The following is a 26,894-nucleotide window of genomic DNA, read 5'->3' as shown; positions in this document are numbered from 1 at the left end:
CCTTGGCCACGGTGGGCAGATCCGGCTGCAGAGGATCTCAAGATCATGACGGGGCATGACGGCACGGTTGCCGAATTCCGAGCCGCTTGCTCAGGCTGCTGCCCGAGGAGCTCTTCATGGCCACCGGGTTGGCGCGAGGGCCTGGCGGGCAGCGCGGCGCACCACCGCCTCCTCGTCCGCCGTGAGTCGTTCGAGTGCGACGCGGACCTCGGGGGCGGGCCTTCCGGACAGTGCCAGTGCGGCCCAGTATCGGACCAGGCTGTCAGGGTCGCGGGTGCGGGCGAGCAACGCGTCGGTGGCTGTTCCCTCTCGCGCCGGCCAGAGGGACGCCGCGGCGGCTCGTCGGACCTCGGGCACCGGGTCGGACGTGCCGGCGATCCGGACAGCCAGGGCCCGCGAGGGATCACCCAGGGCGAAGGCCGAGCCGAGGGTGGTCATCACATCGGCGCGCACCCGTGGGTCCGGGTCGCCGGCTGCGTCGGCGACCAGGTCGAAGTACTTGGTGCCGAGCGAGTCGAAGTAGCGCACGCCCCAGAGGCCGACTTTCCGCAGCCCCGGATCGTCGGAAGCGGTGTAGTCCATGGACAGCTCGAACGCGGCCTCCGGCCAGGCTTCGAAGAGATCGAGGATGTCGACATGCAGCATGTCCCCGTCCTCGTTGCGATCGGTCACCATGGCACGCAACACCGCCGGTAGGGCTTCTCGGCCGCAGGCACCCGCCAGGGCGTGGGCAATCCGGTCGCGAGCGAAGGAATCGTCCGCGGCGACGTGGTGGGCGAGCCGCTGCTCCAGCTCCGCTTGCAGGAACGCGGCTTCCGGCGTCCGCAGCGTCTCCACCAAGGGTTCCAACCGAAGACGGGCCCCAGGCCCACGCCCGGCGCTCACGGCCAGCCGTGCGTCCAACTCCTCCAACGCACGCCTCAACGCGGCGCGCTCGGCGCGGCCTTCTCCCGGATCCGTCCCTGCCATGCAGCTCACCTTAGACACCGTTCCCCCTGGCTGAATGCCGCGTCGGGCCGGGTGTGGAGGGTCCTGCCGAGCGTCTGGTGCTTGACGAGCTGAGGGAGTTGCTCGCGCGGGTGGTTCCGGGGAGGGTCGTCCGGCGTCCGCAGGGAGGTGGTCGGCGCTGTGCCGGCAGATCTGCATCTCGGCCGCCACACCCACGACAACCTGGTCCTGCAGGCGCTCGTTCGGGGCATCCCGGCGATCCGTTCCCGACGTGGAGCACGCCGGCGGCGACCGGGCAAGCTCCACGCGGACACGGGATACGACGACTACCTGCGCCGATGGCTTCGAGGCCGGGGGATCCCGCACCGGACCGCCCGCGGTGGGATCGAGACCTCCGGTCGCCTGGGCCGCCACCGATGGGTGGCCGAGCGGACGGTGTCCTGGCTGGCGGGGTGTCGGCGGCTTCGTCGGCGTAGCCGCCGCCTTCCTCTGCTTCCGGCGCCTGACGGCCGGCTGATCAGATCCGCCCAATGCCCAGCGCACTCGGAACGGCCTGGATCCAGACGGCACGGTCCGGCTCGGCAGCAGCGACACGGTCCAACGCCTCGATGAACCGCCGGTTCTCCACCGGGTCCATCGTGTCGAGCTCAGACGCGATCTCTTCCAGGGCGCTCAAGGCCATCTGCGAGTCGGTTCCGACCTTGACGAGATCCTCCAGCGTCGCCACGGCCGCCAGAAGGGCCCGCACCACTTCGTCGCCCTGAAGCACGCCCTTGACCTCCTCGGATGCCCGCGATGACGAGGCGATGCTGCCACCCCGCAGGCATTCGGGTCACCTCACGGGCGACACCCACTGCGGTCGGCCGGGACCGAGGGAAACAACGTCCTACGGGGTGGTGTCCCCACCGTCACCCGCCGGACCGCAAGCCCATTTCGCAGAGCTGACCCAGGTGGGGCCACCGGCCCTGCGGCCGCCGGTTCTCGGCGGATGCGGTTGGTCATCAGCAGGAAGAGCCGCAGCCGAACTGGTCACCCTCTACCGCGGGGCGGCCTTGCAGCCGTCCTGGGGTGCGCCCGGCCGGCTCGACCTCGCCCGCGTGCTCCGCCGGCTGGGGCGCTCACCGTGAGGCCCGCGCCCCGCTGCTGACGGCCGGTCCGCCGCGGCGAACCCGGCCGGCACCGGCCGTGCTGCGGGGAGTCGAGCGACGGGCCGCCTGAGTCACCTCTCGTGGGCGTGTGCTCCTACGCCTCCGACCGCCGTGCGGCGTCGTGGGTGAGGTAGCTGCGCTGGATGGTGATCTGGTCGGCGATGTGGCGGGCGTCGTGCCAGACGCCCCAGATGAAGCTGGAGCCGCGGCGGGAGAGCCAGGGGAGGCCGAGGAAGTAGACGCCGGGTTCGCTGGAGACGCCGCGGTGCTGCCGGGGGCGGCCGCGGTCGTCGAGGGCGTCGACGTCGAGCCAGGAGTAGTCGGTGGCGAAGCCGGTGGCCCAGACGATGGAGGTGACGCCGGCCTCGGCCAGGTCGAGGGAGAGGCGGGGGTCGGTGACGCAGGCCGGTTCCGGGCCGAGGACGTGGGCCGACGGCTCCTCGGGGAGGTCCAGGCCGTTGCGCTCGACGTAGGCGTCGGCGGCCTGGAGCAGGGCGAGGTACTTGGCGTCACCCGCGGCGATGTTCGCCGCCAGGTCGGGGGCGAAGTGCAGCACGCCCGCCTCGTAGGAGGCGGTCATGCCGAGGAGCTCGATGCCGTCTGCGGCCAGTGCGCGGAAGTCCACGGTGTGGCCGCCGCGCGCGCCGCTGACGGCGATGGTGACGTGCTCGGCGCCCTGGGGCGGCGTCTCGGCGTCCCAGAGGCCGAGGACGCCGAGCCACCAGCAGAAGTCCCGGCCGCGGTACTCGCGCGGGGGACGGTCGTGCGGGCCGACGGAGAGCAGCACGCGGCGGCCCGAGCGGCGCAGCTCGTCGGCGATCTGGACGCCCGAGGAGCCGGCTCCGACGACGAGGACGGCACCTTCGGGCAACTGCCCGGGGTTGCGGTAGCCGCTGGAGTGGATCTGCACCGGGACGGCGCCGTCCGGGACGACCGGCGGGATGACCGGGTGCTGGAACGGGCCGGTGGCCGCGACCACGAAGCGTGCGTCGATCGGGCCGGTCGAGGTCTCGACCCGGAAGCCGGGCCGGCCGGCGTGACGGCGCACCGAGGTCACCTCGACGCCGCACCTGATCGGGGCGCCGATCTTCTCCGCGTACGCGGAGAAGTACTCGGCGACCTGGTCCTTGGAGGCGAAGGCGTCGGGGGCCACGTCGGCGAACTCCAGCCCGGGGAACCGGTCGTGCCAGGCGGGCCCGTTCGCGACGAGGGAGTCCCAGCGCTCGGTGCGCCAGCGCTCGGCGATCCGGTGCCGCTCCAGGACGACGTGCGGGATGCCGTGGGCGCCCAGGTGCTCGCTCATCGCCACGCCTGCCTGACCGGCCCCGACGACGACGACTTCGGTCTCTTCACTCGGCATGTCAGCCTCAACCTCCGCTCGGGCGGTGCGCGGCTTGCTGCCGCGCCGCACCAGAAATCCTCGAACGGGGCCGGTTTTCTGTCCAATAGAGGTTTTCGCTGTGAGTGATCTGTTTTGCAGATGTTCAGTCTCGGCCGGTCAGCGCGCCCAGCGAGGCGGTCAGCAGGTTCGGGTCGACGTGGGTGAGGTATGCGGCGCTGGCGACGTACACCGAGCCGGCGTCGACCGCGAGCGAGCTCGGGTTCTCCAGGCCGTCCGCCGGACCGAGGACCGGGGTGACGACCCCGCCCTGGTCGACACGGACCACCTGGTCGCTCTTGTTCAGGGCGACCAGGAGCTGCGGGCCCGGGCCGGTGAAGGCGAAGTCGTCCACCGCGTCCAGTCCGCTCGCCCACACCTGCGGGTCCCGGGACGCGCGGCCGTCCGGCAGCAGGGGGATGCGTACGACGGTGCCCTGGTCCGTGTTGGACACCCAGACGGCGTCATCGTGGACCTTGATGCCGTTGGCACCCAGGTAGTGCACGGCCGCGAGCTCGGACGCGTCGCTCCAGACGGTCGCCCGCCCGCCGCCGACCGGGACGGACCAGACTCGGCCCAGCGCGCTGTCCGCGACGTAGAGTGTGCCGCTGTGCCCGTCCAGGGCAAGGCCGTTGGGGAGGCTGTCGGCGGGCAGTGCGGCGATGCGCTCCGGGCGCCCGTGCGGCCGCAGTCGCCAGACGCCCGTCAACTTCCGGCTTCCGGCGGCATAGAGGAAGTAGACGGTGCCGTCGCCGCCGCGCACCAGGCCCATCGTGGCCGCGAAGCCGAGGACCGGCGTGTTCGCGCCGCCGTCCTTCGGCAGCGGCATGGTGGCCAACACGCGGACCTTGCCGTCCGGTTGGACCCTGGCGACCTGCCGGGCCACGGAGAAGGTGAGGTCGACCGCGCCGCCTGGCTCCACCGCGAGGTTCTCCGGGGTCTGGTGCTCGGTGAAGTCGAAGTGGGCCAGGACGTGCGCGGGCGTGGCGGTGGCCGATGCGGCCGCAGGGCCCGCGAGCGCGCCGAGCGACAGGGTCAGTGCAACGAGCGCGCCCGTGACGGGCAGGAGCTTCTTCATGTTCCCCTCCATCGATCAGCGATCCGACCGCTGGTCGTCGCCCTCAGTCTCGTGAAGCCGGGCGCCGCCCGTCCAAGACCGTTTGCGTCGTGTGCGGATACCCTCCGGGTATGGGGATCGATCTGCGACTGATGCGGTACGTGCTCACCGTCGCCGACGAGGGGGGATTCCAACGTGCCGCCGAGCGGCTGCAGATGGCGCAGCCGCCGTTGAGTCGTCAGATAGGGGCGCTGGAAAGACGATTGGGTGTGAAGCTGTTCGAGCGGCGGCCCGTGGTGAGGCCCACGGAGGCCGGTCGGGTCTTCGTCGAGTCCGCGCGGACGATCCTGGCCGACAGCGAACGGCTGCTGGAGCGAACGGTGTTGGCCGGACGTGGTGAGCTCGGCACCGTCCGGGTCGGCTACATCTACTCCGCCGTGTTCGAGACGGTGCCGAGGCTCGTCTCGGCGATGCGGGAGCGCCACCCCGGCGTGACCCTGGAGGCTCGCGAGGGCTGGACGCCGGACCTCGACGCCGGGCTGCGGTCCGACACCCACGATCTCGTCCTCTCCCGCGACATCCCGCCGCGGTCGGAGTACGTCCACGAGACCCTGCGCCGCGAACGCGTCGTCGCGATCGTCGACGAGGGCCACCCGCTGGTCGGCCACGGCCCGGTCGCCCTGGCCGAGTTCGCCGGGCAGCGCTTCTTCCACACGCCGAGACGCCTGGCGCCGGACCGGCACGATTTCATGGCCGACGCCCTCGCGAGGACCGGGGAGGTCTTCGAGTACGCGGAGAACCCCATCCAGGGCCTCAGCCACCTGGATCTGACGGACCGCCGCAGCTTCACCCTGGTCCCGGCCAGCGTGACGGGGCGCGGGCCCGTCGGAACCGCGACCGTCCCGCTCGCGGACGACCTGCCGCCCCTGCGGCTGCGGATGGTCTGGAAGCGCGCCGGCCTGTCGCCCGCGCTGGAGCTGCTGCTCGACACGGCTCGCGGACTCGCCCGCCGCGAGGGTTGGCTCCCGGCGGGGTGAGCGGGCCCGGCGTACCGTAGGGGTGTGCCGCCACGGGACTCCCGACCCGCCCGCGTCGCCGACGTGCACGAGCTCGCCTCGGCGATGCCCCATGTGACGCTCGTCGAGGGCGAGCGCGCGGGCAACGCGATCTACCAGGTCGGCGGCCGGTCGTTCGTCTTCTTCCGCACCCCGCGCCCGGACGCGCTGGACGAGCACGGCGAGCGGCTTCCCGACGTCATCGTGATCTGGGTGCCCGACGAGGAGGACAAGCTGGCGCTGGTCCAGGACCCCTGCACGCCGTTCTTCACCACGCCCCACTTCGACGGGCACCCGTCGGTGCTGGTGCGGGCGAGCCGGCTCGGTGAGATCAGCCGGCGCCTGCTGCGGGAGCTGATCGAGGACGCGTGGATGTCCCAGACCTCCGCCACCCGCCGCCGCGCCTGGGAGGCCGCACAGGGGCGCACCGGGTCCGGGTAGTCCGGGCGGTCTCGGGCCGGCCGGAGCGTGGCCGGGTGGCCGCAGGCGGGGCGCCGCTCAGTGCGGCGTCGTCGCGCGGGCGGTGACCACCGCGCCCCAGGCGCGGGACATCGCGGTCCAGGTCTCGCGCAGCCGCGGCTCCGCCGCGCGGACCGAGGCGACGGCGGCGTCCGGGTCGGCGCCCGCCGCCCGCGTCGCCGGACCGTCGGACGCGGCCCACCGGGCGACTTCCGCGCCCAGGACCTCCGGGTGGAACTGGACCCCCCAGGCCGCCGGGCCCACGCGGAACGCCTGGTGGTCGCAGTCGTCGCCGGTCAGCAGCGGAACCGCGCCGGGCGGCAGGCCGGCGATCTCGTCCCAGTGCCACTGCGCGGCCGGCGCGCCGTCCGGTACCGCCCCGAGGACCGGGTCGTCGGTGACGGCCGGGAGTCGGCGCAGCGGGACCGCGCCGATCTCCGGCGGGCGGGCGCGCCGGACCACCGTGCCGCCCAGGCAGGACGCCGCGATCTGCGCGCCCAGGCAGATGCCGAGGAAGGGGACCTCCCGCTCCACCGCCTCCCGGATCAGCGCTCGCACCTGTGGCAGCCACGGCGCCGCCGCGTCGTCCTCGCAGTTGGGCGCACCACCGAGGACCAGCAGGGCGTCGTGGTCGGCCAACGAGTCCGGCAGCGCCTTGCCCGCCCAGGGATGCCGGAGGTCCAGGCGCAGGCCCGCGGCCTCCAGTGCCTCGCCGACGATGCCGGGACCGGTCCCGTCCTCGTGCTGGACCACCAGGATCCTCACAGCCGTCCCGCCTCCACCTGACGTCCTCCGGAGCGAAGAGCGTCTCATGCGGAGCCGAGCGCGGTCACGGCGCGGGCGGTGCCTGTTCCAGGATCCGGCTGCCGTACATCTCGCCCAGCGGGTCCGCGATGAGCTCGATGCGGGCGCCGTCGGGGTCACGGAAGTAGAGCGAGACGTCGCTGTGCACCTCGTGGGCGACGCCCGCGTCCGCGACACGCTGTCTCAGGCGCTGCCAGTGCGAGGGCTCGACGGAGATTGCGATGTGGTGCAGCCCGCCCAGGACCTCGGCATACGGTCCCACGTCCAGGCCGGGGAAGTCGAAGAAGGCCAGCAGGTTGCCGTTGCCCAGGTCGAAGAAGAAATGCGAGGACCCGGGGTAGTCGCGGTTCTCGATCAGCTCGGTCAGCGGGAAGCCCAGCAGGTCCTGGTAGAAGCGGATGGTCCGCTCGACATCGCTGCTGATCAGCGCCGTGTGGTGGATGCCGCGGGCGGAGGAGGCGGGTCGGCGCCCGTGCGGGAGCAGGTGGGCGGCGCGCAGACGTTCGCGTTCGGCGGCGCGGGCGGCGACGGTCGCGGGATCGGGTCCGGGCTCGGGGGCGTTCATAGGGCCAGTGTGCGTCCGGGAGTGCCTGGTCGGCAGCAGGCCGGACCGCCCGTCGGCGGAGTCCACCCACTCGCCGCTGCCCGCGCCGGGGGCCAGAATCGAGGCATGGGTGAGAAGTGGACCGCCGCAGACCTGCCCGACCTGACCGGGAGGACGGTGGTGGTCACCGGCGCGACCAGCGGTCTGGGCCTGGTGACCTCGCGCGAGCTCGCCCGCGTCGGCGCGCACGTGGTGCTGGCCGTCCGGGACACCCGGCGTGGCGCCGACGCCGCGCGGTCCTGCGGCGGGAGCTGTGAGGTGAGGGAGCTGGACCTCGCCGACCTGGCCTCGGTGCGGCGCTTCGCCGCCGGCTGGGAGGGCCCGCTGGACGTGCTGGTCAACAACGCGGGAGTGATGGCGATCCCGGAGCGCCGCACCGTCGACGGCTTCGAGATGCAGCTCGGCACGAACCACCTCGGGCCGTTCGCTCTCACCAACCTGCTGCTGCCCAGGCTCACCGACCGGGTGGTGAGCGTCGCCTCCAACGCCCACCGCCGGCCCGGTGTGGACATCGACTTCGACGATCTCAACTCGGAGCGCTCCTACAGCCCGTGGCGGGCCTACCAGCAGTCCAAGCTGGCCGACCTGCTGTTCGTCCAGGAGCTCCAGCGCCGCCTCGCCGCGGCCGGCTCGCCCCTCACCGCGCACGCGGCCCACCCCGGCTACGCGGCCACCAACCTGCAGCGCGGCACGGGCAGCGCGGTGCAGCGCGCCATGATGTCCCTCACCAACCGGTTCATGGCGCAGTCCGAGGAGATGGGCGCCCTGCCGGTCCTCTTCGCCGCCACCCAGGCCCTGCCCGGCGGCAGCTACACCGGCCCCGACGGTCGCGGCGAGCTCAAGGGCCACCCCGCCCCGGCGGTCCTCAGCGACAACGCCCGCGATCCCGAACGGGCCCGCCGTCTCTGGGCCGTCTCGGAAGGCCTGACCGGTGTCGCCTTCCCGTTCCCGACCCCGTAGGGCACCGGCCGTCCCACCGGTCGGATCCAGCGGTACTTCCCACTGCACAAGGTCTTCAGCAGTGACTACGACTTCCGGATCCCGGACTACCAGCGTCCTTACGCCTGGGGAGTCGAGCAGGCCGACCAGTTGCTCTCCGACCTTCTCGAGGCGCTGGAGCGCCACGGTGGCGAGCCCTACTTCCTCGGTTCGGTCGTGCTGGTCAAGAGCAGCAGCGCGCCGCTCGCCGACGTGATCGACGGGCAACAGCGGCTGACGACGTTGACCATCCTGCTCGCGGTGCTCCGCGACCTCGCTCCGGACCAGGAGTTGCGCCACGAGCTCGACGTCATGGTGGCGGAGCCGGGGAGCCGCGTCCGCGGGCTGGAGAGCAGGCCGAGGCTCAGGCTGCGGGACCGGGACGCGGCCTTCTTCGCCAAGTACGTCCAGACCGCGGGTGCCCTCCCCGCTCTTCTCGAGCTGAAGCCCGGCGCTCTGGGAACGGACTCGCAACGCGCCGTGCTGGCCAATGCCAAGGCACTTCACCAGCGGCTGTCCGAGCGGACCTTCCTCGTCCTGGTCAGCACCTCGGACCTCGACAGCGCGCACCGCATCTTCAGCGTCATGAACGCCCGCGGCCTGGACCTGTCACCGACCGACATCTTCAAGTCCCGGATCATCGGAGCCCTCTCCGAGGAGGCCTCGGACGCCTGCGCCACCAGCTGGGAGGACGCCGAGGAGGCGCTCGGCCGCGACGGCTTCCTCGACCTCTTCCTCCACATACGGATAATCTTCGCCATTCCCGAGCAGGTCCTCTCGCAGTACATGCCGGACCGGGCCCGGACCTTCGTCGACGACGTGGTGATCCCGTACGCGGACGCGTACCAGCAGATCCGGGACCAGAGCTACACGAGCGCGACCGGTGACGAACCGGCCGACGAAAGGGTCAACGGCTGGTTCCGGCGCCTGGCCCAGCTCGACAACAACGACTGGCGCCCGCCCGCGCTCTGGGCCCTGCGGCACCACCGCCACGACCCGGGGGAGCTGGACCGCTTCTTCCGTGCGCTGGAGCGCCTGGCCGCCAGCATGCTGATCCGTCGCGTCTACACCACGCCGCGCGTGACCCGCTACGCCGACCTGCTGCGTGAGCTCGCCGACGGACGGGGCCTCGACTCGCCCTCGTTCGAGCTGACCCCGGTCGAACGGGCGGAGACGCTGGCACGGCTGGACGGCCGGCTCTACCAGGAGCAGAAGATCCGCAAGTACGTGCTGCTGCGGCTCGACGAAGCCCTGTCCGCCGGGTCCGGGGTGAGCTACCACCACCCGGTCATCACCGTCGAGCACGTCCTGCCGCAGAAGCCGTCGAGCGGGTCCAGGTGGGCCGAGCTCTTCGACGACGACGCGCGGGAGCTGTGGACCCATCGGCTGGGCAACCTGGTGCTCCTCAGCCGGGCCAAGAACTCGGCCGCGCAGAACTACGACTTCGCCGACAAGAAGTCGCGCTACTTCTCCACCAAGAACGGGATCAGCAACTTCGCCCTCACGGTTCAGGTGTTGACCTGCGGTGACTGGACCCCAGAGATCGTCGGGCAGCGGCACGCGGACTTGATGAGGGTGCTCGCGACCGAGTGGCAGCTCTGAGCCGCCGACGGGCGTTCAGTGGCAGAACACCGCCGTCCCGGCCGGGTCGAAGGCGGTCGAGGCGGGGACGGGGCGTTGGTGGCGGAGGTCCTGGCCGAGGTCGAAGACCGTGCCGACCAGCACCAGTTGGCGATCGGCGGCGGTGGCGGAGGTGAGGGAGAGGCTGGTGAAGCCCGGGCCGCCGCCGTCGGTCTCCCAGACGGTGGCCTCGTGGCCGGCGCCGCAGTCGACCGTCGAGTGGGTCACGCCCAGTGCGTAGCCGTCGTCGCCCGGGACCTTCGGGGCGGTCTCCAGGGCGCGTTGCTCGACCGGGGGCAGGAGCCGGCCGGAGAAGAGGGCCCGGTCGAAGGCGGCCAGGTCGTCGAGGGTGGAGATCATCGCTCCGGCGGTCCAGTCGTAGGACGGGCTGAAGACGGTGACGTCGTGCCCGGACAGGTCGTAGCCGTGCAGGTGACGGCCGTGGATGTGCGGATCGGTGAGCGGAAGGGTGGTGCGGGTCAGGCCGAGCGGGCGCAGGATCCGGTCGGTGATCTCGCGCCCGGCGCTGTGACCGGTGACGGCCTCGATCACCAGACCGGCCACCAGGTAGTTGGTGTTGGAGTAGTTCCACCGCGTGCCGGGCGCGAAGAGCGGCCGGTGGGCCGAGGCCTCGGCCACGACCCGGCGAGGGGTCAAGACGTAGCTCATGTCGTGGCGTTCCAGGTAGGGGGCGAAGAACGCCGGGTCGGTGGTGGGGTCGTAGAGGCCGCTGGTCTGGTTCAGCAGCTCGCGCACGGTGATCCGCCGGCCGTCGTTGCCGGCCCCGGAGATCACGCCGGGCAGCCACCTGGCCACGGGGTCGTCGAGGCCGAGCCGGTGCTCGGCGACCAGCTGCAGCAGCACGGTCGCGACGAAGGACTTGGTGTTGCTGGCGATCCGGAACCGGTCACCCGGCCGCGCCGGGCGTCCGGTCGCGACGTCGGCGAGCCCGGCGGCGGCCGTGGCGCTCACGTCGCCCCGGCGGGCGTAGGCGATCGCGGCCGGGTAGCCGTCGGCGACCGCCCGCGTCGTCGCGGTCCGCAGGACGGCCGACAGCGGGGGTGGGGAGCCGGTGGCGGCTGACGCGGGCGGGGTGACCGCAGCGCCGCAGGCGAGCAGAGCGGTGGCGGCGACGACGGCCGGCAGGACAAGGCGTGGACGGCGCATGGGACGAGACCTCGTCGGTCGAGGGACGGCGGTGGTCGCCCTCCAGCCTGGCGGCGATCGCCCGCACCGCCCATGGGGGTGGCTCCCTACGGACCATGGGGACAACCCCAGGTATGCCGTGGCGGTGCGTCCCGGTTCGACCGGGACGCACCACCACGCGGCTCCGCGCGGTCAGACGAGCGCGGGGCCGGGGGCGGGAGCGGCCGGCTCCTGCGTGGGCGGCTCGACCGCCAGGTGGGGCAGTCGCCGGTCCAGCCAGGAGGGGAGCCACCAGTTGGCCCGGCCGCACAGGTACATCACCGCCGGGACGAGCACGGTCCGCAGGACGAAGGCGTCCAGCGCCACGGCGGCGGCGAGTCCGACGCCGAACTCGGCGATGCTGCGCTGACCGGTGAGGACGAACGCGGTGAACACCGCGATCATGATCAGCGCCGCCGCGGTGACCACCCGGGCGGTGTGGGTGACCCCGGCCGTCACCGCACGGGCGTTGTCCCGGGTCAGCGCCCACTCCTCCGCCATCCGGCTGACCAGGAACACCTGGTAGTCCATGGAGAGGCCGAACAGGACCGCCAGCACCAGCTCCGGCAGGTAGCCCTCGATGGGGCTGGGTGCGCCCATCCCGAAGGCGTCGGTGCCCCAGCCCCACTGGAAGAACGCGGTGAGGACACCGAACGAGGCCGCCGCCGACAGCAGGTTGAGCACCGCCGTGACCGCCGGGACGAGCAGGCTGCGGAAGGCGAGCACGAGCAGCAGGAAGCCGAAGCCCACGATCGTGGCGAGCAGCCAGGGCAGTTTGTCGCCGGTCACCGCCGCGAAGTCGACGAACGTCGCCGTCAGGCCACCGACGTGGACGTCCAGCGTGGTGCCGCGGGTGAACTGCGGGACGACCGTGTCCCGCAGGCGGTGGATCAGGTCGGAGGTGGCGCGGTCCTCCGGGGCGGTGGTGGGCAGGACCTGCGTCACCACGACGGCCGGTCCCGTCGCCTCCGTCGCGCCACTCGGGTCCGCTGTCCCGGTGGACCGGGCGGGCACGGTCTCCACGGCGGCCACGCCCGGCAGGGAGCCCAGCGCGCGGTCGAGCCGGGCCAGCGCGGCGCGGTCGGCCGCGGTCCGCGTCTCGGCCACCAGGTACAGCGGGCCGTTGAAGCCGGGGCCGAACCCCTCGGCGACCATCTCGTACGCCCGGTAGGTGTGCGTGGAGCGGGGGTCGTTGGACGCGTCGGCGAAACCGAGCCGAAGGTGCAGCACCGGGGCGGACACCGCCAGCATCACCGCCAGACCCAACGCGGCGAGCACGGCCGGGAACCGCGGCACGACGCGCGACCAGCGGGCCCACAACCCCTCGGTGTTCCCGGCCCCCGCCGCGCCACCGGCCTGCAGCACACGGCGCTGCCTGCGGCTCAGCACCCGCACCCCGAGCGCCCCGAGCAGCGCCGGCAGCAGCGTGACGGCGGCGAGCACCGTGCACACCACGGTGATCGCCGCCGGGACGGCGAGCCCGTCGATGAAGTCCAGGCCGACGGAGAGCAGCCCGAGCAGGGCGACGCAGACCGTGGCGCCGGCGAACAGGACCGCCCGGCCGGAGGTGTTCAGGGCCTGCACGGTCGCCCGCTCCGGGCTCAGCCCCGACTGCAGGCCGTGCCGGTGCCTGGTCACGACGAACAGGGCGTAGTCGACACCGACGCCGAGACCGATCAGCGCACCCAGGATCGGCGCGATCCCGTTGACCGACATGACATGGCTGAGCGGGGCCATGAGCAGCAGGCCGCTGCCGACCCCCGCCACGGCGGTCACGATGGGCAGTGCCATCGCGAACACCGACCCGAACGCGACGAGCAGGACGACCGCGGCCGCGACGACGCCGATCAGCGACGCGTTCGAGGCCGGCGTCTCCTCGGCGCCCGCGATCGCCTTGCCGCCGAGCTCGACGTCGAGGCCCGGCCCGCGGGCGGCGACCGCCGCGTCGATGACCCGGTTCACGTCCGCGTGGTCCAGGTTGTCCGCGGCGCGGGTGAAGGTCACCGCGGCGAACGCGGTGCGTCCGTCCCGGCTCACCTGGACGCCGCCGCCCGGCCGGTACGGGCCGGTGACCGAGGCGACCTCGGGCAGCCGGGAGACCTGCGTGAGCATCCCCGAGATCCGCTCCTCGACCCGGGGATCGGTGACGTGTCCGTCGCGGACGTGCCACACGATCTGGTCGTCGTCGCCCGACTGGGCCGGTGCCCCCTGTTGCAGCAGCTGCTGGGCGCTGCCCGAGTCGGTCCCCGGCAGGGTGAGCGAGTTGTCGTAGGTCGTCCCCACCGCCTGCGACAAGGCCGCGAGGGCGAGCAGAAGGCCGACCCAGGTCGCGATCACGACCAGGCGGTGCCGGTAGCACCAGCGCGCGAGAGCTGACATGATCCTCCGTTCCCTTCCGCGGTCAGTGCGAGTCCGCAGTCGCCGTGTTGGCCGCGCCCGCCGACGGGTGGTCCTTGACGGCGCGCAGCAGTGTGACGCCCAGCCATGGGCCGCCGTACCAGTAGCCGGGGCCGAGCGGGCGGAGCGTGCCCTGTCCGAGGTGCGCGGTGTACTGGCGCGCCGCCCACCAGAAGTCCGCGACGAGCAGGTGCCCGCCGGGGCGCAGCACCCGCACCGCCTCGTCGAGCGCGCGCCGGCGGGCCTCCCGGGAGGGGATGTTGTGGATGGCCAGCGCGCTGGTCACGAGGTCGAAGGAGTCGTCCGGGAACGGGAGCGCGGTCATGTCGGCGGTGTGCACCTCGACCCGGTCGGCGACGTCGGCCGCGACGGCGTTGGCGAGCGTGGCCTCGGGGCCGTTGCCGCTCTGGTCCGTGCCGGACCACAGGTCGACACCGTGGGCGCGTCCCCTGGGCAGTCGCCGGGCCGCCGCGATCAGCACGGCGCCACGCCCACAGCCGAGGTCGAGCAGCTGCTCGTCGCCCTTCAGCCCGAGCCGGTCCAACTCGTGTTCCCAGAAACGCAGTTTGCCGCGCAGCGTGGTGTGCAGGTAGACGCCGGTGGAGGCGAGCACGGTCGCGCCCAGGGCGGCCGTGACGGTGCGTGCGGGCGTTCGTCCTGACCGCCACCGGGCGGCGGCGAGGCAGCAGGCGGCGCCGACCGCGCCGGTGAACGCGACGAAGGCGGGCGCGTCGACGCCGTAACGAGGTCGGAGCGGGGACGGCGCGGGGAGGTCATCGGGATTGTTCGACATACCCGCAGCGTCACAGGGGCGGCCGCCCGGGTCTTGAAGAAATGTTCCCCGCCCGGTTGCCCCACTTGAGGGCGTCGACGGCCAGCCACGGTGAACCGGGCACGGTCGCCGGGGTGGCGCCGGTGCGGATGGCGATGTCCCGGTGCAGGTGGGACTGGTCGGCGTAGCCGCTCTCCGCCGCGACGCGGCCCGCGCGGTCGCCCGCGGCCAGGCGGTGCACGGCGTGGTCGAACCGGACCAGGTTCGCGGCCCGCTTGGGCGGCAGCCCGATCTGCGCCTGGAAGCGGGACCACAGCCGCTTGCGGCTCCAACCGACCTCGGCCGCCAGTTCCTCGACCCGGACCAGGCCGCGACCGGCCACGATCCGGCGCCAGGACCAGACGACCTCCGGGTGCGCCGGCGGTGCTTCGGCGCAGCGGCGGGCGAGCAGTTCCTCCGTCAGCGCGAAGCGGTGCTGCCACGTCGGCGCCTCGTCCAACCGCTCGCGGATCCGCGCCGCCTCCCGGCCCCACAGCTCGTCGAGCGTCACCACGGCGCCGCTCAACTCGTCCGGGGAGACACCCAGTGCGGCAAAGGCCACGGCGGGGGAGAGGCGGACCTGCACGCCCGCGATCTCCTCCCCGCGCACCCGGACCTCGCCGGCCGACCCCGTCCCGAGACCGGCGACGAAACTGCCGCGATGGCGTCCCCCGGCGGGGTCGTCCACCAAGGGGGTGCCCGGGCCGAACACCAGCGCCAGCGTCACGGTGGGATGCGGGACCACCCTGAGGTCCACCGGCGCGTCCCCGCGGTCACGGAATCCCGCCATGCTCGTCCCCGCCACCCGGCTGGGCTTTGCCGGGCAGGCGAGATCCCACCGGATCGTCTCGTCACGTTCCCCCGTGCCGGATCCCATCCTCGAATGGTATCCGGCAGGGGCTCAACAGGCCCTGTTTCAGAGCTTCCTACGATGCGGCCGCAGGTCCGGACGGACTACGGTCAAGATCCACCCGCACGTCGTCACCGCGGGGCCGTGTCGGGGAGGCGGGCGTCCCGAGGCGGCCCGAGGGGGACGTGCGATGTCCGTCATGGAGAAGTGCCGCAGCGCCGTGGAGCTGACCGGGGGCAGGGTGCTCACCTGGTCACTGCTCGGTCGTCTGCCGGCCGCGATGGCGCCGATCGGCACGCTGTTGATGGCCAGTCAGCAGACCGGCAGCGTCTGGCGGGGCTCGGCCGTCACCGGGGCGCTGGCACTCGGTCAGGCGGTCGGCGGGCCGGTGGCGGGCCGCAGCGCCGACCGGCACGGGCAGCGGCGGGTGGGACTGCCGCTGGCCGTGGTGAACGCCGTCGCGCTGCTCGCCCTGGTCGCGGCGTCCCACTGGAGCAGTCCGCTGGGCTGGCAGCTCCTGCCGGCCGCGCTGGCCGGCCTGTCGACCCCGGCCGTGGGCCCCCTGGCGCGCAGCCGCTGGCTGCACCTGGCGGCCGGGCGTTCCGGCCCGGCGTCGGCGGCCCTCTGGCTCGACGGGCTGATCGACGAGCTGACCTTCACCACCGGCCCCGCCCTGGTCGGCCTGCTGGCCGCCCTGGTCGCCCCGGCCGCGGCGATGCTGCTCGCGGCAGCCCTCGTCGGCTCCTGCGGCACCCTCTTCGCCCTGCACCCGAGCGCGCCGCCCGGAAGCGATGCGCGCCGTGCCCCTGCTCCGTCGACGGTCGCCGGGGCGTCCGTGGATCGGTCGGACCGCCGGGAGGACCGGCTGCTCGCCGCGCCCTACGCGCTGCTGCTGGCCACGATGGCGCTGCTCGGCGTGGCCTTCGGCTCCATCCAGGTGGGAGTGACCTCGACGACCGAGCAGCTGGGCCGTCCCGGCGCGGCCGGGCTGATCTACGCGCTGATGGGCGGGGCCAGCGCCTGCGCCGGTGTGGCGGTGGCCGCCCTGCCGGCGCGCTTCGGCCTCCCGGCCCGGCTGCGCGCGGGAACGGTCCTGCTGCTGGTGGCCGCCCTGCTGCTCCCGCTGCTGTGCGGCACGCTGGCCGGCCTGGCCCTCGCCGTGGGCTGCGTCGGGCTGGCCGTCGCACCCCAGATGATCACCGTCTTCGGGCTGGTCGAGCGGACCGTGCCGGAGAGCCGGCTGGGCGAGGCCATGGCGGGACTGGTCAGCGGCATCACCCTGGCCCAGTCGCTCGGCACCGCGGTGGCGGGCTGGGCGGCGGCTGCGGCGGGCCCGTCGGCGCCCTTTGCCGTCACCTGCGCCGCCGCCCTGGCCGCGCTCCTGCTCGCGCTCTCCACCGCCACCGAGCGTCGCTACCTGAGCCGTTCGGCGCTGCCCGTCCCGGCCTGACCTGCGGTTTCAGTCGGCGAGCAGGTCCGTGCGGTGCTTCGTGAGCTCGGTGATCCGGTCCGGATAGCAGGTGCTCGTGTACATCCGGCGGCCGTCGGGGCCCGTCTCCTCGTCCAGCAGGTAGGTGTGCATGACCAGGCCGTAGGTGGCGTTGCCGATGTACTCGCCCTTCACACAGTCGCGCTCCGGGCCGAGCGCGCTGAAGGGATGGTTGCCGCAGTGCGTGTCTTGGTCGTCCATGACGTACGTCCAGTGCACTCGCCACCAGGCTTCCAACTCCGTTGCCCGGACGAGATGTTGTTGACCCGGCTCGCCGACGGCGACGCGTCCTGACGCGTCCGCCTGCAGGGCGGCCGGGAGTTCGCGACCGTCCACGACCGCGAACGCGCGCGGCCGGTAGCCGTCGGTCCCGGCGAGCAGTCGCAGGCGCTCGTCGCGCAGGGCGCGCAGGTCGGTGCGGTGCTCGACGACGTCGGTGATCTCGTCGAGGGGGTAGTCGCCCTCCCGGTGGTTCGGCCGATTCAGGTGCAGCCGGGCGAACTCCTCGTCCTCGCCCTCGTAGCGGCCCCGCGCGGTGGCGGGGTCCGGCATTCCGCAGCTCTGGAAGGGCTCGCCGCGCCAGCGGAAGGTCCAGTGCGTCTCGTGCCAGGCGTCCAGCCGGTCGGGGTCGACCAGGTGGACGTAGCGGTGCTCGGAGTCGTCGTCGAGTCGTTCGAGGCCCGCCGGAGCGCGCCCGTCGTCGCGGGCCCGGAGCGCCAACCGCGGCCACAGGGCCGGGCGGCCCCAACAGGGGTACGCGACGCCCTGCCACACGGCCCACCGATCCGGGGCGGCGAGAAAGCCCGGGCCGTCCTCCTGCTGTGTCACCTGCTGTCCCTCTTCCGTTCGGTCCGGAGGTGACCCTACTGCCCCGGGTCGTATCCGGTGACGGCGCGTGCGAAGGCGTGGATCGCCCGCAGCACCTCGGCGCGGCTGCGGCGGCCCGCCAGGATCTCCATCTGGTAGCCGTCCTCCAGGGCGACGAAGCTGGCAGCGAGTTGGCGCGGCGGGTCCGGCAGCACGAAGTGGCCCTGGGCCTGCCCGAGGACCAGGATCGAGGCGTAGACCGCCACCTGGCGTTCCGTCAGGGCGCTGTCCAGGGCGGCGACCCTCGCGTCGCGGAGCGAGCGCGGCCAGTACTCGAAGAGCAGCAGCGTCAGTGCGTCCTCCGGGCCCGAGGCCACCCCCTTGTCGATGCAGGCCGTCAGTTTGTCCCGGGCGTCGGGGAACTGGTCGGCGGCCTGCTCGCGCTCCAGGCTGAAGCGCTCGATCGCCTGCCGGTAGGTGCTGTGGACGAGGGTGTCCAGATCGCCGTAGTAAAGCACGGCCGCCGGGGTGACTCCGGCCTCCTCCGCGACGTCGCGCAGGCGCAGGCCCTCCAGGCCGCGGGCGAGCAGCGCCCGCTCGACGGCGCGGCTGAGCTCCGCCCGCCGGGCCTCCTTGCTGCCGCCCTTCTTCGCCGCCATGGTGTCCCTCGCTGTCGCCGGCCTGTCTGCTCGTATGAACTTTAACAAGGAAGCCCTTGCTCTTGACAGCCTCGCACGGTGCTTCTTAAATCCACGTTTAACAAACCCGGCGTCCCGCCCCCTGCTGTCAGGAGCCCCACCGTGACGCTCAATCCACCCACCGAGCACCAGCCCGCAGCCGCCCCGCCCGCTGCGGCGGCGGGTGAGCCCGGCGACAAGGGCCTGCGCAGCGGCTCCGTCGGCCTGCTCGCCGCCGTGGCCCTCGGACTCGCCTCCGTCGCCCCCGCGTACTCCATCGCGGTGACCCTCGGCCTGGTCACCCTCGTCGTCGGCCACCTCGCCCCCGCCGCCCTGCTGGTCGGGTTCGTCCCGATCCTGCTGACCGCCTTCGCCTTCCGCGAGCTCAACCGGGAGATGCCCGACTGCGGCACCACCTTCGTCTGGACCACCCGCGCCTTCGGCCCGATGCCCGGCTGGCTGACCGGGGGCTGGGTGCCCCAGATGGCCACGCTGATCGCCATGACCGCGCTGGCCCAGGTCGGGGCGAGCTACCTGCTCGACGTCGTCGGCCTCGCCGGCCTCGCGAACAACGCCCTGGCCACGACGGCCACCGCGTTGCTGCTGATCGCCGCGACCACCCTGGTCGCCCGGCGCGGTGTCCAACTGGCCGCCTGGGTCCAGTACGTGCTGCTCGCGCTGCAGTTGCTCGCCCTCTTCGGCTTCGGTCTCGCCGCCCTGGTGCGGCACGGCGCCGCGGCACCCTCGCTCGCCTGGATCAACCCCTTCGGCTTCGGCGACTCCGGCTCCTTCGCCGAGTCGGTGCTGCTCTGCCTCTTCATCTACTGGGGCTGGGACGCGCTGATCACCGTCAACGAGGAGTCCAGCGACGCCGACAAGGTGCCCGGACGGGCCGTGCTGGTCTCCACCTTCCTGCTGCTCGGCACCTATCTCTTCACCGCCTACGCCGCCGTCGCCTTCGCCGGGACGGGCACGAGCGGTCTCGGGCTCGGCAACGCCGCCAACGCCACGGACGTGCTCGCCACCCTCGCACCCCCGGTCGTCGGCACCGCCCTGGCGACGGTGGTCAAGCTCGCCGTCGCCGTCTCGGCGATCTCGGCCCTGCTGACCTGTCTCGTCAGCAACCCGCGTGGCACGCTCTCCATGGCCGCGCACGGCGCCCTGCCGGCCGCCTTCGCCCGGATCCACCCACGCCACCGCACGCCGTCCTTCGGCACGGTCTTCTTCGGCGGCGCGGCCGGTGGCGTGCTGGTGCTGCTGGAGCTGGTCTCCTCCCGCTTCCTCGGCGACGCGATCCTCTCCATCGGCCTGTTGATCGCCTGCTACTACGGCGCCACCGCGCTGGCCTGCGTCTGGCACTTCCGCGCCCGGCTGCGCGAATCCCCGCGCGACCTGCTGCTGCGCGGCGTGCTGCCGGCGCTGGGCGGCCTGATGATGCTGGCCGCGTTCGCCCGCAGCGCCTACGACATGGTCAAGCCCGACTACGGCAGCACCTCCTTCGACGGCGTCGGCGGGGTCTTCCTGCTGGGCGTGGGCTCCATCGCGCTGGGCGTGCCGGTGATGCTGGTGGCGCGCTCCCGTTTCCCCCGCTTCTTCCGAGACGGACGCGCCGAGATCGCGGCGCAGACCGTGACCGACCCGAGCTGACCAGCCGGCCCACCCGAACCCCACCGATGGGAAAACCGAGCACCATGCGCACTCTCGCCATCGCGGCGCTGCAGACCGCACCCGTCCCTCACGACCTCGAAGCGAGCTGGGAGCGCTTCGCCGAGCAGACCCGGCTGACCCGGGAGCTGTTCCCGCACGTCCAGTTGGTCGTCGTTCCTGAGCTCTTCCTCGCGGCGGAGGGCCCCCTGCTGCGGCCCGCGCCGAAGGGCTGGATGAGGCGCGCGGCGGTGCCCCTGCCGGGTGCGCTGACGGAGCGCCTCGGTGAGCTTGCGCGGGAGACCGGGCTGTGGCTGGTCCCCGGCACGGTCTTCGAGCGGGCGGAGGACGGGCAGGTGTACAACACCGCCCTGGCGATCTCACCGGCGGGGGAGATCGCGGCACGCTACCGCAAGGTCTTCCCCTGGCAGCCGTACGAGACCGCGACCCCGGGCAGTTCCTTCACCGTCTTCGAGATCCCGGGCGTCGGCAAGGTCGGCCTGGCCATCTGCTACGACGGCTCCTTCCCGGAGACGGTGCGTCAGCTGGCCTGGCTGGGCGCGGAGGTGGTGATCCAGCCGACGCTGACCACCACGCGCGACCGGGAGATGGAGCTGGTCTGCGCCCGGGCCAACGCCTGGACCAACCAGCTCTACGTCGTCAACGTCAACGCCGCCGACCCCTGCGGAGTCGGCGGCAGCGCGATCGTCGACCCGGAGGGGACGGTCCGCCAGCAGGCCGGCGCGGGGGAGGAGGTCCTCGTCGACGTCCTGGACCTGGACGCCGTCACCCGCGTCCGGCAGTACGGCTCGGCCGGGATCAACCGGCCCTGGAGCCAACTGGCGCGCTACGGACACACCATCGAACTGCCGATGTACGGCGGCTCGTTCCGCGCCCCGGACTGGGCGGAGTAATCGCGGCAGCCCGCGCGGGCCCCTCCCCGCGCGGGCTTCGGCGTCACTCGGTCCGCAGGCCGTCCGCCCGCATCAGACGCCACAGCGCCGGGAGGCTGAGCAGAGTGGCCACGGCCACCGCGGCCAGGCCGGCGCCGAGCATCGTGGCGACCACGCCCCAGTCGAAGTGGACGGCGCTGGACGTCGTCCGCATCAGCAGCGCGCCGAGCCCGAGACCGCCGACGAGCGCGAGCGCGAGCCCGATCACGACGGGCACGGCGCTCTGCCACAGCACCGACAGGGCCAGCGTCGAACGCTTGGTGCCGAAGGCCACCAGGACGGCCAGCAGGCGCTTGCGTTCCCGCAGTTGCTCCGTGGTCGAGACGGCCATGCCGATGGCGATCAGCAGCAGCGTGACGATCGCGCCGACCATCAGACCGCGCTGGATGTTGGCGAACTTCCGGTCGGTCGTGGTCGTGGTGTAGGAGTCGACGGTCAGTCCGGGGGCCGCGAGGGAGACAGTGGTGCGGGCACGCTCGACGGCGTCCGGGTCGCTGGACGACAGGCTGATCGCGCTGGTCAGGAACGTCTCGCCGAGGCGCTGCGGGGCCAGGGTCGCCGGGGTGACGAAGAGACCGGTGCGGGGCATCCCGTCCGGGCCCCGACGGGGCGCCGCCGTCCGCAGGGTGGCCGGGATCCTCCAGTAGTCCGGCCGGAGCCGGTGCTGCGAGCCGAGGTCGGTGCCGTGCAGGTCCACCCGCTCGCCGGGACGCAGCGGAGGCTGCTGGACGTCCGAGGGATCACCCGCGGGCGGGTTGTTCACCAGCCACGCACCGCCGACCGCACTGTCCGTGCAGTCGGTGATCGAGGCGTACTCGACCAGCGTCGCGCAGTCGCCGACCAGGATCGTGAGCTGCTGGTCCGAGCCGGGTACGGCCACGGTGTAGTCGCTCAGCAGACTCGTCGCGCCGAGCACCCCGGAGGTGGCGCGCAGCTTGGAGACGACGGCGGCGCCCTGGGCGGCGTCGATGACGGAGCCGTTGATCCCCGCCTGGGCGCGGGTCAGGTCCCGGCCGGTGTCGACCGTGAACTGGCCGGACGAGGCGGAGAACAGGCTCTGCACCGCGATCGCGCCCGCCACGGCGACGGCGACCCCGCTGACGGCCCGCGCCGCGGTGCCGCCGGAGAGCTGGAGCCGCCGGCTCCCGAGCTGGACGGGCACCGGCCCGCCGCCCAACCGGCCGACCACCCGCTCCATCACCCAGGGCAGCAGCATCGTGACGCCGACCAGCAGCAGCACCACCCCCGCGACGAGCTGACGCTGGGCCGAGCCGGTGAAGTCGGAGCCGAGCCGCATCGAGAGCAGCAGGGCCGCACCGACCGCCGGGGCCAGCAGCCGCCACCAGAGCCTGCGCCGCAGCGGCGCGCCGCCGCGCATCACGCCGAGCGGCTCGATGGTGACTCCGCGCAGTGACAGCGTGGTGACGGCCACGGCGAGCAGCGGCACCACCAGCGTGATCCAGCCGACCAGGGCCGCGTTCGGCGCGATGTCGGAGGGGAAGACGCTCAGGCCCAGCAGGTCGACGGAGGCGACGAACTGGCGGGCCAGCAGGAAGATGCCGAAGCCCGAGAGCACCCCGAGCACCGCGCCGACCAGCGCCTCGCCGGCCGCGACCCGGTGGGTGCCGCGGATGTCGACGCCGACCAGCCGCAACGCGGCCAGCCTGCGGTCGCGCCGCTCCCCGCCGATCCGCACCGCGGTGGCGAGGAAGACGCCCACGGGCACCAGCAGGACCACGAAGGTGATCACGGTGAGCAGCATCAGGATCGGCGACAGCCCGTCCGTGACGGCGCGTCCGCCGATGCTGTTCGTGCGGTAGGTGCCGTCCGGGGCGTGCGAGCCGTCCGCCGGGGCGGCGAGCGTCGCGTCCCCGGCGTAGTAGGCCAGCTCGCTCGGGCCGACCAGGCCCGCGTCGCCCACGGTGCCGACGTCGCGGAACGGCAGCCGCTGCTTGAGCAGCGACCCCTCGGGCGAGGCGAGCAGTGCGCGCAGCGCCGGGGAGACGTACATCGTGCCGTCCGCGGGCCAGGCCGGCAGGCCGGGCGGGGTCGGCACCCGGGCCCCCTCGGGCTTGACCTGCTCCCCGTGGACGTCGTCGCCGTGGAAGGTGGTGTTCGCGTCACGGACGAGCAGGGTCGTGGCGGAGGCGGCCAGCGGGCCGCCGTAGTAGCTGAGATCCCGCTCCGCGCCGCGTGTGTTGCGGGCGTTCATCATGCCCGGCAGCGCCGTCGCGAGCATCAGCAGGGCGACGGCGCAGCCGACGCCGAAGGCGGTCAGCAGCGTGCGGAACCAGCCCTCCCGCCCGCTGACGGCGAAGCGCGCGCCGAGGCGCAGATCCCTGAACCAGGTGGTGGCGGCGGTCACCGGACGTCCGCCGACACGTTCGTCCTGGTCCGGCCGTCGCGGACGACGACCTCGCGGTCGGAGTAGGCGGCGACCCTGGCCTCGTGGGTGACCAGGACGACGGCGGCCCTGGTCTCCCGCGCGGCGGCGGAGAGCAGTTGCATCACCCGCTCGCCGTTGAGGGAGTCGAGCGCGCCCGTCGGCTCGTCGGCGAAGACCACGCGGGGCTCGGCCACCAGCGCCCGTGCGACCGCGACCCGCTGGCCCTGACCGCCCGAGACCTCGCCGGGTCGTTTGCGGCCCAGCTCGGCGACCTCCAGCCGCTCCAGCCAGCGGGCGGCCCGCTGCTCGGCGTCCCGGCGCCGGGCCCCGGCCAGGCGCAGCGGCAGTGCGACGTTCTCCAGGCAGGTGAGCTCGGGGACCAGCTGTCCGAACTGGAAGACGAAGCCGAACTCCTCCCGGCGCAGCGCGCTGCGTTCGGCGTCGCCCATCGCGGACAGCTCCTGCCCCCGGTACCGCACCACGCCCGCGTCCGGCCGCACGATCCCGGCCAGGCAGTGCAGCAGCGTCGACTTGCCGGAGCCGGAGGGGCCCATCACGGCGACGGTCTCGCCCGCGTGGATCTCGAAGTCGGCGCCGTCGAGGGCGGGGGTGGCGCCGTAGGCCTTCTGCAGCGCGGTCGCGCTGAGGACGGGCTCGGACTCGAGGGTCGAAGCGTTCCCGGTCATGCGGTCACCTCGGCGCGGAGCTGGTCCAGGCGGGCGGCGGTGAGCTCGAGCCAGCGCAGGTCGGCCTCCAGGTGGAACAGGGCGTGGTCGCAGATCAGCTGGTCGGCGAAGTCGCCGTCGAGCTTGCGACGGGTGAGCTCGCGCATCAGGCGCAGGTGCTCGGCCCGCTGGGTGTCCAGGATGTTCTGCGCGCTGCGGTCGGTCAGCAGCGCGAGGACGACCTTGGTGTACAGGGTGTTGTGCAGGTAGGGCTCGGGCTTCTCCGGGGAGGCGAGCCACTGCTCGACGTCGGTCAGCCCGGCGTCGGTGATGGCGTAGCGCTTGCGCTCCGGACCGCCCCCGGGCTCGACGCCGTCGACCTCGACGAGGCCGTTCTTCAGCAGCCGCGCCATCGTCGAGTAGACCTGCCCGTAGTGCAGCGGGCGGTCGTGGCCGAAGCGCTCGTCGAAGGCGCGTTTGAGGTCGTAGCCGTGGCGCGGCCCGGACTCCAGCAGCCCGAGCAGGGTGTGTCCGATGGTCATGGCAGTGACTATACACACCACGTATACACGTGGTGCATAGTTGGTCCGAAAAGCGCCCGGCCGCGACGCGGGTGCGTCGTGGCCGGGCGCTCTTCCGGGACTGGGAGGCGTCAGTGCGCGAAGACCGGAGGGGCGTCCTCGGTGGCCTTGGTGCCGTCGCCGCTCGCGTGGACGTCCGGGCCGCCGCTCTGCGGGCGGGCGTTGATCAGCAGGCCCGCCGACAGGGCGGCCAGGGCCAGCAGGCCCCCGGCGATCCAGTAGGCCACGGAGAACCCGTGGACCATCGCCTGCAGTCCGAGCTGCACGCCGTCCGCCTTCGAGTGGACCTGCGCCGCGTGAGAGGAGGCGTAGTTCGCGGTGGCGCTGTTGGCGATGGTGCTCAGCAGCGAGGTGCCGATCGCGCCGCCGACCTGCTGCGAGGTGCTCACCATCGCCGAGGCGACGCCCGCGTCCTGCGGCTTGACGCCACGGGTCGCCAGGTTCATCGCCGGCATGAAGACCAGGCCCATGCCGAAGCCCAGCATCAGCAGCGCCGGCAGGACGTGGGTCGCGTACGATCCGCCGACCGAGATCTGCGTCAGGATCAGCATCGCCGCGGCGGCGATCAGCGCGCCGGGGACCATCAGCGCCCGCGTCGGGACCTTGGGCAGCAGTCGGACGGCGACCTGCGTCGCGCCGATCATCATGCCGACGACCATCGGCAGGAAGGCCAGGCCGCTCTTGAGCGGGCTGTAGCCGAGCACGACCTGCAGGTAGTACGTCAGGAAGAGGAACGCGCCGAACATGCCGACCACCGCGATGCCGATGGTCAGGTACGCGCCGCCGCGGTTGCGGTCCAGCACCACGCGCAGCGGCAGCAGCGGCGCCTTGGTGCGGGCCTGGACGAACACGAACGCGGCCAGCAGCACCACGGCCGCGATGATGAACCCGAGCGTGGTCGACGAGCTCCAGCCGTCGGTCGAGGCCTTGCTGAAGCCGTAGACCAGCGAGGCCAGGCCCGAGCCGGCGAGGAGGATGCCGGGGATGTCCAGACGGTTGGTGTTCCGGCTGCCGTGCGGCTCCTTGATCTCGAAGATCGCGCCGGCCACGGCGACGACGGCGAAGAGGACGTTGACGTACAGCGTCCAGCGCCAGCTTGCGTACTCGGTGAGCGCACCGCCGAGGATCAGGCCGATGGCGGCGCCGCCGCCGGAGATCGCGCCGTAGACGCCGAACGCCTTCGCGCGCTCCTTGGGCTGGGTGAACATCACCGTCAGCAGCGACAGTGCGGCCGGGGCGAGGATCGCGCCGAACGCGCCCTGCAGCGCGCGGGCTCCCAGCAGCATGCCGGTGTTGACGGCCGCGCCACCGAGCGCGGAGGCGCCGGCGAAGCCGATGAGGCCGATGATGAAGGCGCGGCGGCGCCCCCAGCGGTCGGCGATGCGCCCGCCGAAGAGCAGCAGTCCGCCGAAGGCCAGGGCGTAGGCGGTGACGACCCACTGGCGGTTCGCGTCGGAGATGCCGAGGTCGTGCTGCGCGGAGGGGAGGGCGATGTTCACGATGGTGCCGTCGAGGACGACCATCAGCTGGGCGAGGCCGATGAAGGCCAGCGCCCGCCACCGCCTGGGGTCGAGGGGCTGGGCTGTCGACTCGTTCATGACGAGGGAGTCCTTGTCTGGTTCTGGTTCTGCTGCTGGTTCTTGGCTTCGGGCGTCGCCTGGGCGAGCGGGAGGACGATCTCGTCGATGACCCTGAGGACGAACTCGGGGGTCGGCGGCCGTCCGGTCGTGAGGAGCTGGTGGAAGACCATGGACGGGACAATGTCCGAGAGCAGTTCGACGTTGGGGGCGGGCGTGATCTCGCCGCGCTCGACCGCCTGCTCGAAGATCGTGCGGAAGACGGCCTTGCGCGGCGCCACGAACTGCTCGGCGAAGACCTCCCGCAGCTGGGCGTCGCGGACGAGCCCCGTGAGGAGCCCGGACTGGACGTCCACCCGGAACGAGTCGTCCCGAGCGGTGGCGTGGGAGGTCAGCGCGATCAGGTCGCCGCGCAGGGAGCCGGTGTTCGGCTGCTCCAGCTTGGCCTTGATGTGGCTGACCGCGTCGACGACCAGCTCGGCCTTGCTCGCCCAGCGGCGGTAGCACGTCGCCTTGCCCGCGCCGGCGCGGGCGGCCACGGCGTCGACCGTGAGGCGGTCGTAGCCGACCTCCGCCAGGACTTCGAGCGCGGCCTGGCGCAGCGCGTCGTCGCGAGAGGCGTCGCGCTTGCGGCCGGGGACGGGAGTGGTCGAGGTCATCGGCTGCGGGTCACCACCATTCGGAACGGACGGGTATCGGAACACCAGAGTATCGGAACGACGGTGTATCGGAACTGAAGCGTATCGAAACTCTTCCGTCTCGTAAAGCCGACGCGTCTGGTGACCGTTCCGCGGTCACCTTTCGGATGCACCCGGACAACG

The 26,894-nt window shown here is 72.9% G+C and carries 24 protein-coding genes and 1 pseudogene; 8 read left to right on the top strand and 17 right to left on the bottom strand.

Annotated elements, in window-relative coordinates; translation table 11 throughout:
* Positions 1-114: 114 nt before the first annotated feature.
* On the bottom strand, positions 115-969 hold the full coding sequence (locus BMY61_RS28480) for a HEAT repeat domain-containing protein (protein WP_161791207.1): 855 nt from the start codon (positions 967-969) through the stop codon (positions 115-117).
* Positions 970-1,161: 192 nt separating this feature from the next.
* Between BMY61_RS28480 and BMY61_RS45335 the strand changes: the two are divergent.
* Positions 1,162-1,437, top strand: a pseudogene (locus BMY61_RS45335) (IS5/IS1182 family transposase); the annotation flags it as partial.
* Between the two features lie 28 nt (positions 1,438-1,465).
* On the opposite strand, the gene BMY61_RS46535 reads toward BMY61_RS45335, so the two are convergent.
* The 3 genes from BMY61_RS46535 to BMY61_RS28465 form a co-directional block, all read right to left on the bottom strand.
* On the bottom strand, positions 1,466-1,717 hold the full coding sequence (locus tag BMY61_RS46535) for a hypothetical protein (protein ID WP_042443306.1): 252 nt from the start codon (positions 1,715-1,717) through the stop codon (positions 1,466-1,468).
* 473 nt (positions 1,718-2,190) lie between these two features.
* Positions 2,191-3,456: a flavin-containing monooxygenase gene (locus BMY61_RS28470; protein WP_042443308.1), complete on the bottom strand. Its 1,266-nt coding sequence runs from the start codon at positions 3,454-3,456 to the stop codon at positions 2,191-2,193.
* 124 nt (positions 3,457-3,580) lie between these two features.
* The gene (locus BMY61_RS28465) at positions 3,581-4,552 is read right to left on the bottom strand and encodes an NHL repeat-containing protein (RefSeq protein ID WP_143094561.1); all 972 of its coding nucleotides are present in this window, start codon (positions 4,550-4,552) and stop codon (positions 3,581-3,583) included.
* Between the two features lie 110 nt (positions 4,553-4,662).
* On the opposite strand from BMY61_RS28465, the gene BMY61_RS28460 reads away from it, so the two are divergent.
* Positions 4,663-5,568 carry a LysR family transcriptional regulator gene (locus tag BMY61_RS28460; protein WP_042443312.1) on the top strand — a complete coding sequence of 302 codons (906 nt, stop codon included), beginning with the start codon at positions 4,663-4,665 and terminating at the stop codon, positions 5,566-5,568.
* A gap of 24 nt (positions 5,569-5,592) precedes the next feature.
* Entirely contained in the window at positions 5,593-6,027 is a 435-nt protein-coding gene (locus BMY61_RS28455; protein WP_218162006.1) for an MmcQ/YjbR family DNA-binding protein, read from the top strand.
* A 57-nt stretch (positions 6,028-6,084) separates the two neighbouring features.
* On the opposite strand, the gene BMY61_RS28450 is transcribed toward BMY61_RS28455, so the two are convergent.
* Together BMY61_RS28450 and BMY61_RS46530 are read right to left on the bottom strand one after the other, a co-directional pair.
* Complete coding sequence (locus tag BMY61_RS28450; protein WP_169791835.1) at positions 6,085-6,810, bottom strand: type 1 glutamine amidotransferase; 726 nt, start codon at positions 6,808-6,810, stop codon at positions 6,085-6,087.
* Between the two features lie 64 nt (positions 6,811-6,874).
* A complete protein-coding gene (locus BMY61_RS46530) occupies positions 6,875-7,414 on the bottom strand; it encodes a VOC family protein (protein ID WP_042443316.1) in 540 nt (179 codons plus the stop codon).
* 105 nt (positions 7,415-7,519) lie between these two features.
* On the opposite strand from BMY61_RS46530, the gene BMY61_RS28440 reads away from it, so the two are divergent.
* Together BMY61_RS28440 and BMY61_RS28435 are read left to right on the top strand one after the other, a co-directional pair.
* Positions 7,520-8,413, top strand: coding sequence for an oxidoreductase (locus BMY61_RS28440; RefSeq protein WP_042443318.1), 894 nt, complete (start codon positions 7,520-7,522; stop codon positions 8,411-8,413).
* Between the two features lie 24 nt (positions 8,414-8,437).
* Positions 8,438-10,033 (top strand): DUF262 domain-containing protein, encoded by a 1,596-nt coding sequence (locus tag BMY61_RS28435; RefSeq protein ID WP_042443320.1) that lies wholly within the window; start codon positions 8,438-8,440, stop codon positions 10,031-10,033.
* A gap of 15 nt (positions 10,034-10,048) precedes the next feature.
* Here BMY61_RS28435 and BMY61_RS28430 read toward each other — a convergent pair whose 3' ends face one another.
* The 4 genes from BMY61_RS28430 to BMY61_RS28415 all read right to left on the bottom strand — a co-directional run bounded on the left by BMY61_RS28430 (position 10,049) and on the right by BMY61_RS28415 (position 15,321).
* Positions 10,049-11,218 carry a serine hydrolase domain-containing protein gene (locus BMY61_RS28430; protein ID WP_042443322.1) on the bottom strand — a complete coding sequence of 390 codons (1,170 nt, stop codon included), beginning with the start codon at positions 11,216-11,218 and terminating at the stop codon, positions 10,049-10,051.
* 171 nt (positions 11,219-11,389) lie between these two features.
* Positions 11,390-13,615 (bottom strand): MMPL family transporter, encoded by a 2,226-nt coding sequence (locus tag BMY61_RS28425; protein WP_042443324.1) that lies wholly within the window; start codon positions 13,613-13,615, stop codon positions 11,390-11,392.
* Positions 13,616-13,637: 22 nt separating this feature from the next.
* Complete coding sequence (locus BMY61_RS28420; RefSeq protein ID WP_042443326.1) at positions 13,638-14,426, bottom strand: class I SAM-dependent methyltransferase; 789 nt, start codon at positions 14,424-14,426, stop codon at positions 13,638-13,640.
* Positions 14,427-14,436: 10 nt separating this feature from the next.
* On the bottom strand, positions 14,437-15,321 hold the full coding sequence (locus BMY61_RS28415) for a helix-turn-helix domain-containing protein (protein ID WP_042443328.1): 885 nt from the start codon (positions 15,319-15,321) through the stop codon (positions 14,437-14,439).
* Between the two features lie 163 nt (positions 15,322-15,484).
* Here BMY61_RS28415 and BMY61_RS28410 point away from each other — a divergent pair, with 163 nt between their 5' ends.
* Positions 15,485-16,744, top strand: a complete 1,260-nt coding sequence (locus BMY61_RS28410) for an MFS transporter (RefSeq protein ID WP_042443330.1) — start codon at positions 15,485-15,487, stop codon at positions 16,742-16,744.
* Positions 16,745-16,753: 9 nt separating this feature from the next.
* On the opposite strand, the gene BMY61_RS28405 is transcribed toward BMY61_RS28410, so the two are convergent.
* Positions 16,754-17,611: a hypothetical protein gene (locus BMY61_RS28405; protein ID WP_042443332.1), complete on the bottom strand. Its 858-nt coding sequence runs from the start codon at positions 17,609-17,611 to the stop codon at positions 16,754-16,756.
* 35 nt (positions 17,612-17,646) lie between these two features.
* Complete coding sequence (locus BMY61_RS28400; protein ID WP_042443334.1) at positions 17,647-18,249, bottom strand: TetR/AcrR family transcriptional regulator; 603 nt, start codon at positions 18,247-18,249, stop codon at positions 17,647-17,649.
* Between the two features lie 141 nt (positions 18,250-18,390).
* Here BMY61_RS28400 and BMY61_RS28395 point away from each other — a divergent pair, with 141 nt between their 5' ends.
* Together BMY61_RS28395 and BMY61_RS28390 are read left to right on the top strand one after the other, a co-directional pair.
* Positions 18,391-19,914: an APC family permease gene (locus BMY61_RS28395; protein ID WP_042443336.1), complete on the top strand. Its 1,524-nt coding sequence runs from the start codon at positions 18,391-18,393 to the stop codon at positions 19,912-19,914.
* A 44-nt stretch (positions 19,915-19,958) separates the two neighbouring features.
* Entirely contained in the window at positions 19,959-20,825 is an 867-nt protein-coding gene (locus tag BMY61_RS28390) for a carbon-nitrogen hydrolase family protein (protein WP_042443338.1), read from the top strand.
* 43 nt (positions 20,826-20,868) lie between these two features.
* On the opposite strand, the gene BMY61_RS28385 is transcribed toward BMY61_RS28390, so the two are convergent.
* The 5 genes from BMY61_RS28385 to BMY61_RS28365 all read right to left on the bottom strand — a co-directional run bounded on the left by BMY61_RS28385 (position 20,869) and on the right by BMY61_RS28365 (position 26,732).
* A complete protein-coding gene (locus BMY61_RS28385; protein ID WP_042443340.1) occupies positions 20,869-23,229 on the bottom strand; it encodes an FtsX-like permease family protein in 2,361 nt (786 codons plus the stop codon).
* Positions 23,226-23,936 (bottom strand): ABC transporter ATP-binding protein, encoded by a 711-nt coding sequence (locus BMY61_RS28380; protein WP_042443342.1) that lies wholly within the window; start codon positions 23,934-23,936, stop codon positions 23,226-23,228. The genes BMY61_RS28385 and BMY61_RS28380 overlap by 4 nt, the downstream gene beginning before the upstream one ends.
* Entirely contained in the window at positions 23,933-24,457 is a 525-nt protein-coding gene (locus BMY61_RS28375) for a PadR family transcriptional regulator (protein ID WP_042443345.1), read from the bottom strand. Before BMY61_RS28375 ends, BMY61_RS28380 begins: the two co-directional genes overlap by 4 nt.
* Before the next feature lie 110 nt (positions 24,458-24,567).
* Complete coding sequence (locus BMY61_RS28370) at positions 24,568-26,094, bottom strand: MFS transporter (RefSeq protein WP_042443347.1); 1,527 nt, start codon at positions 26,092-26,094, stop codon at positions 24,568-24,570.
* Positions 26,091-26,732 (bottom strand): TetR/AcrR family transcriptional regulator, encoded by a 642-nt coding sequence (locus BMY61_RS28365; protein WP_042443349.1) that lies wholly within the window; start codon positions 26,730-26,732, stop codon positions 26,091-26,093. Before BMY61_RS28365 ends, BMY61_RS28370 begins: the two co-directional genes overlap by 4 nt.
* Positions 26,733-26,894 lie beyond the last annotated feature (162 nt).

The organism is Streptacidiphilus jiangxiensis, from assembly GCF_900109465.1.
Classification (GTDB): Bacteria; Actinomycetota; Actinomycetes; order Streptomycetales; family Streptomycetaceae; genus Streptacidiphilus; species Streptacidiphilus jiangxiensis.
Note: the sequence above shows the minus strand (reverse complement) of the source record. Positions and strands in the feature narration are given on the sequence as shown.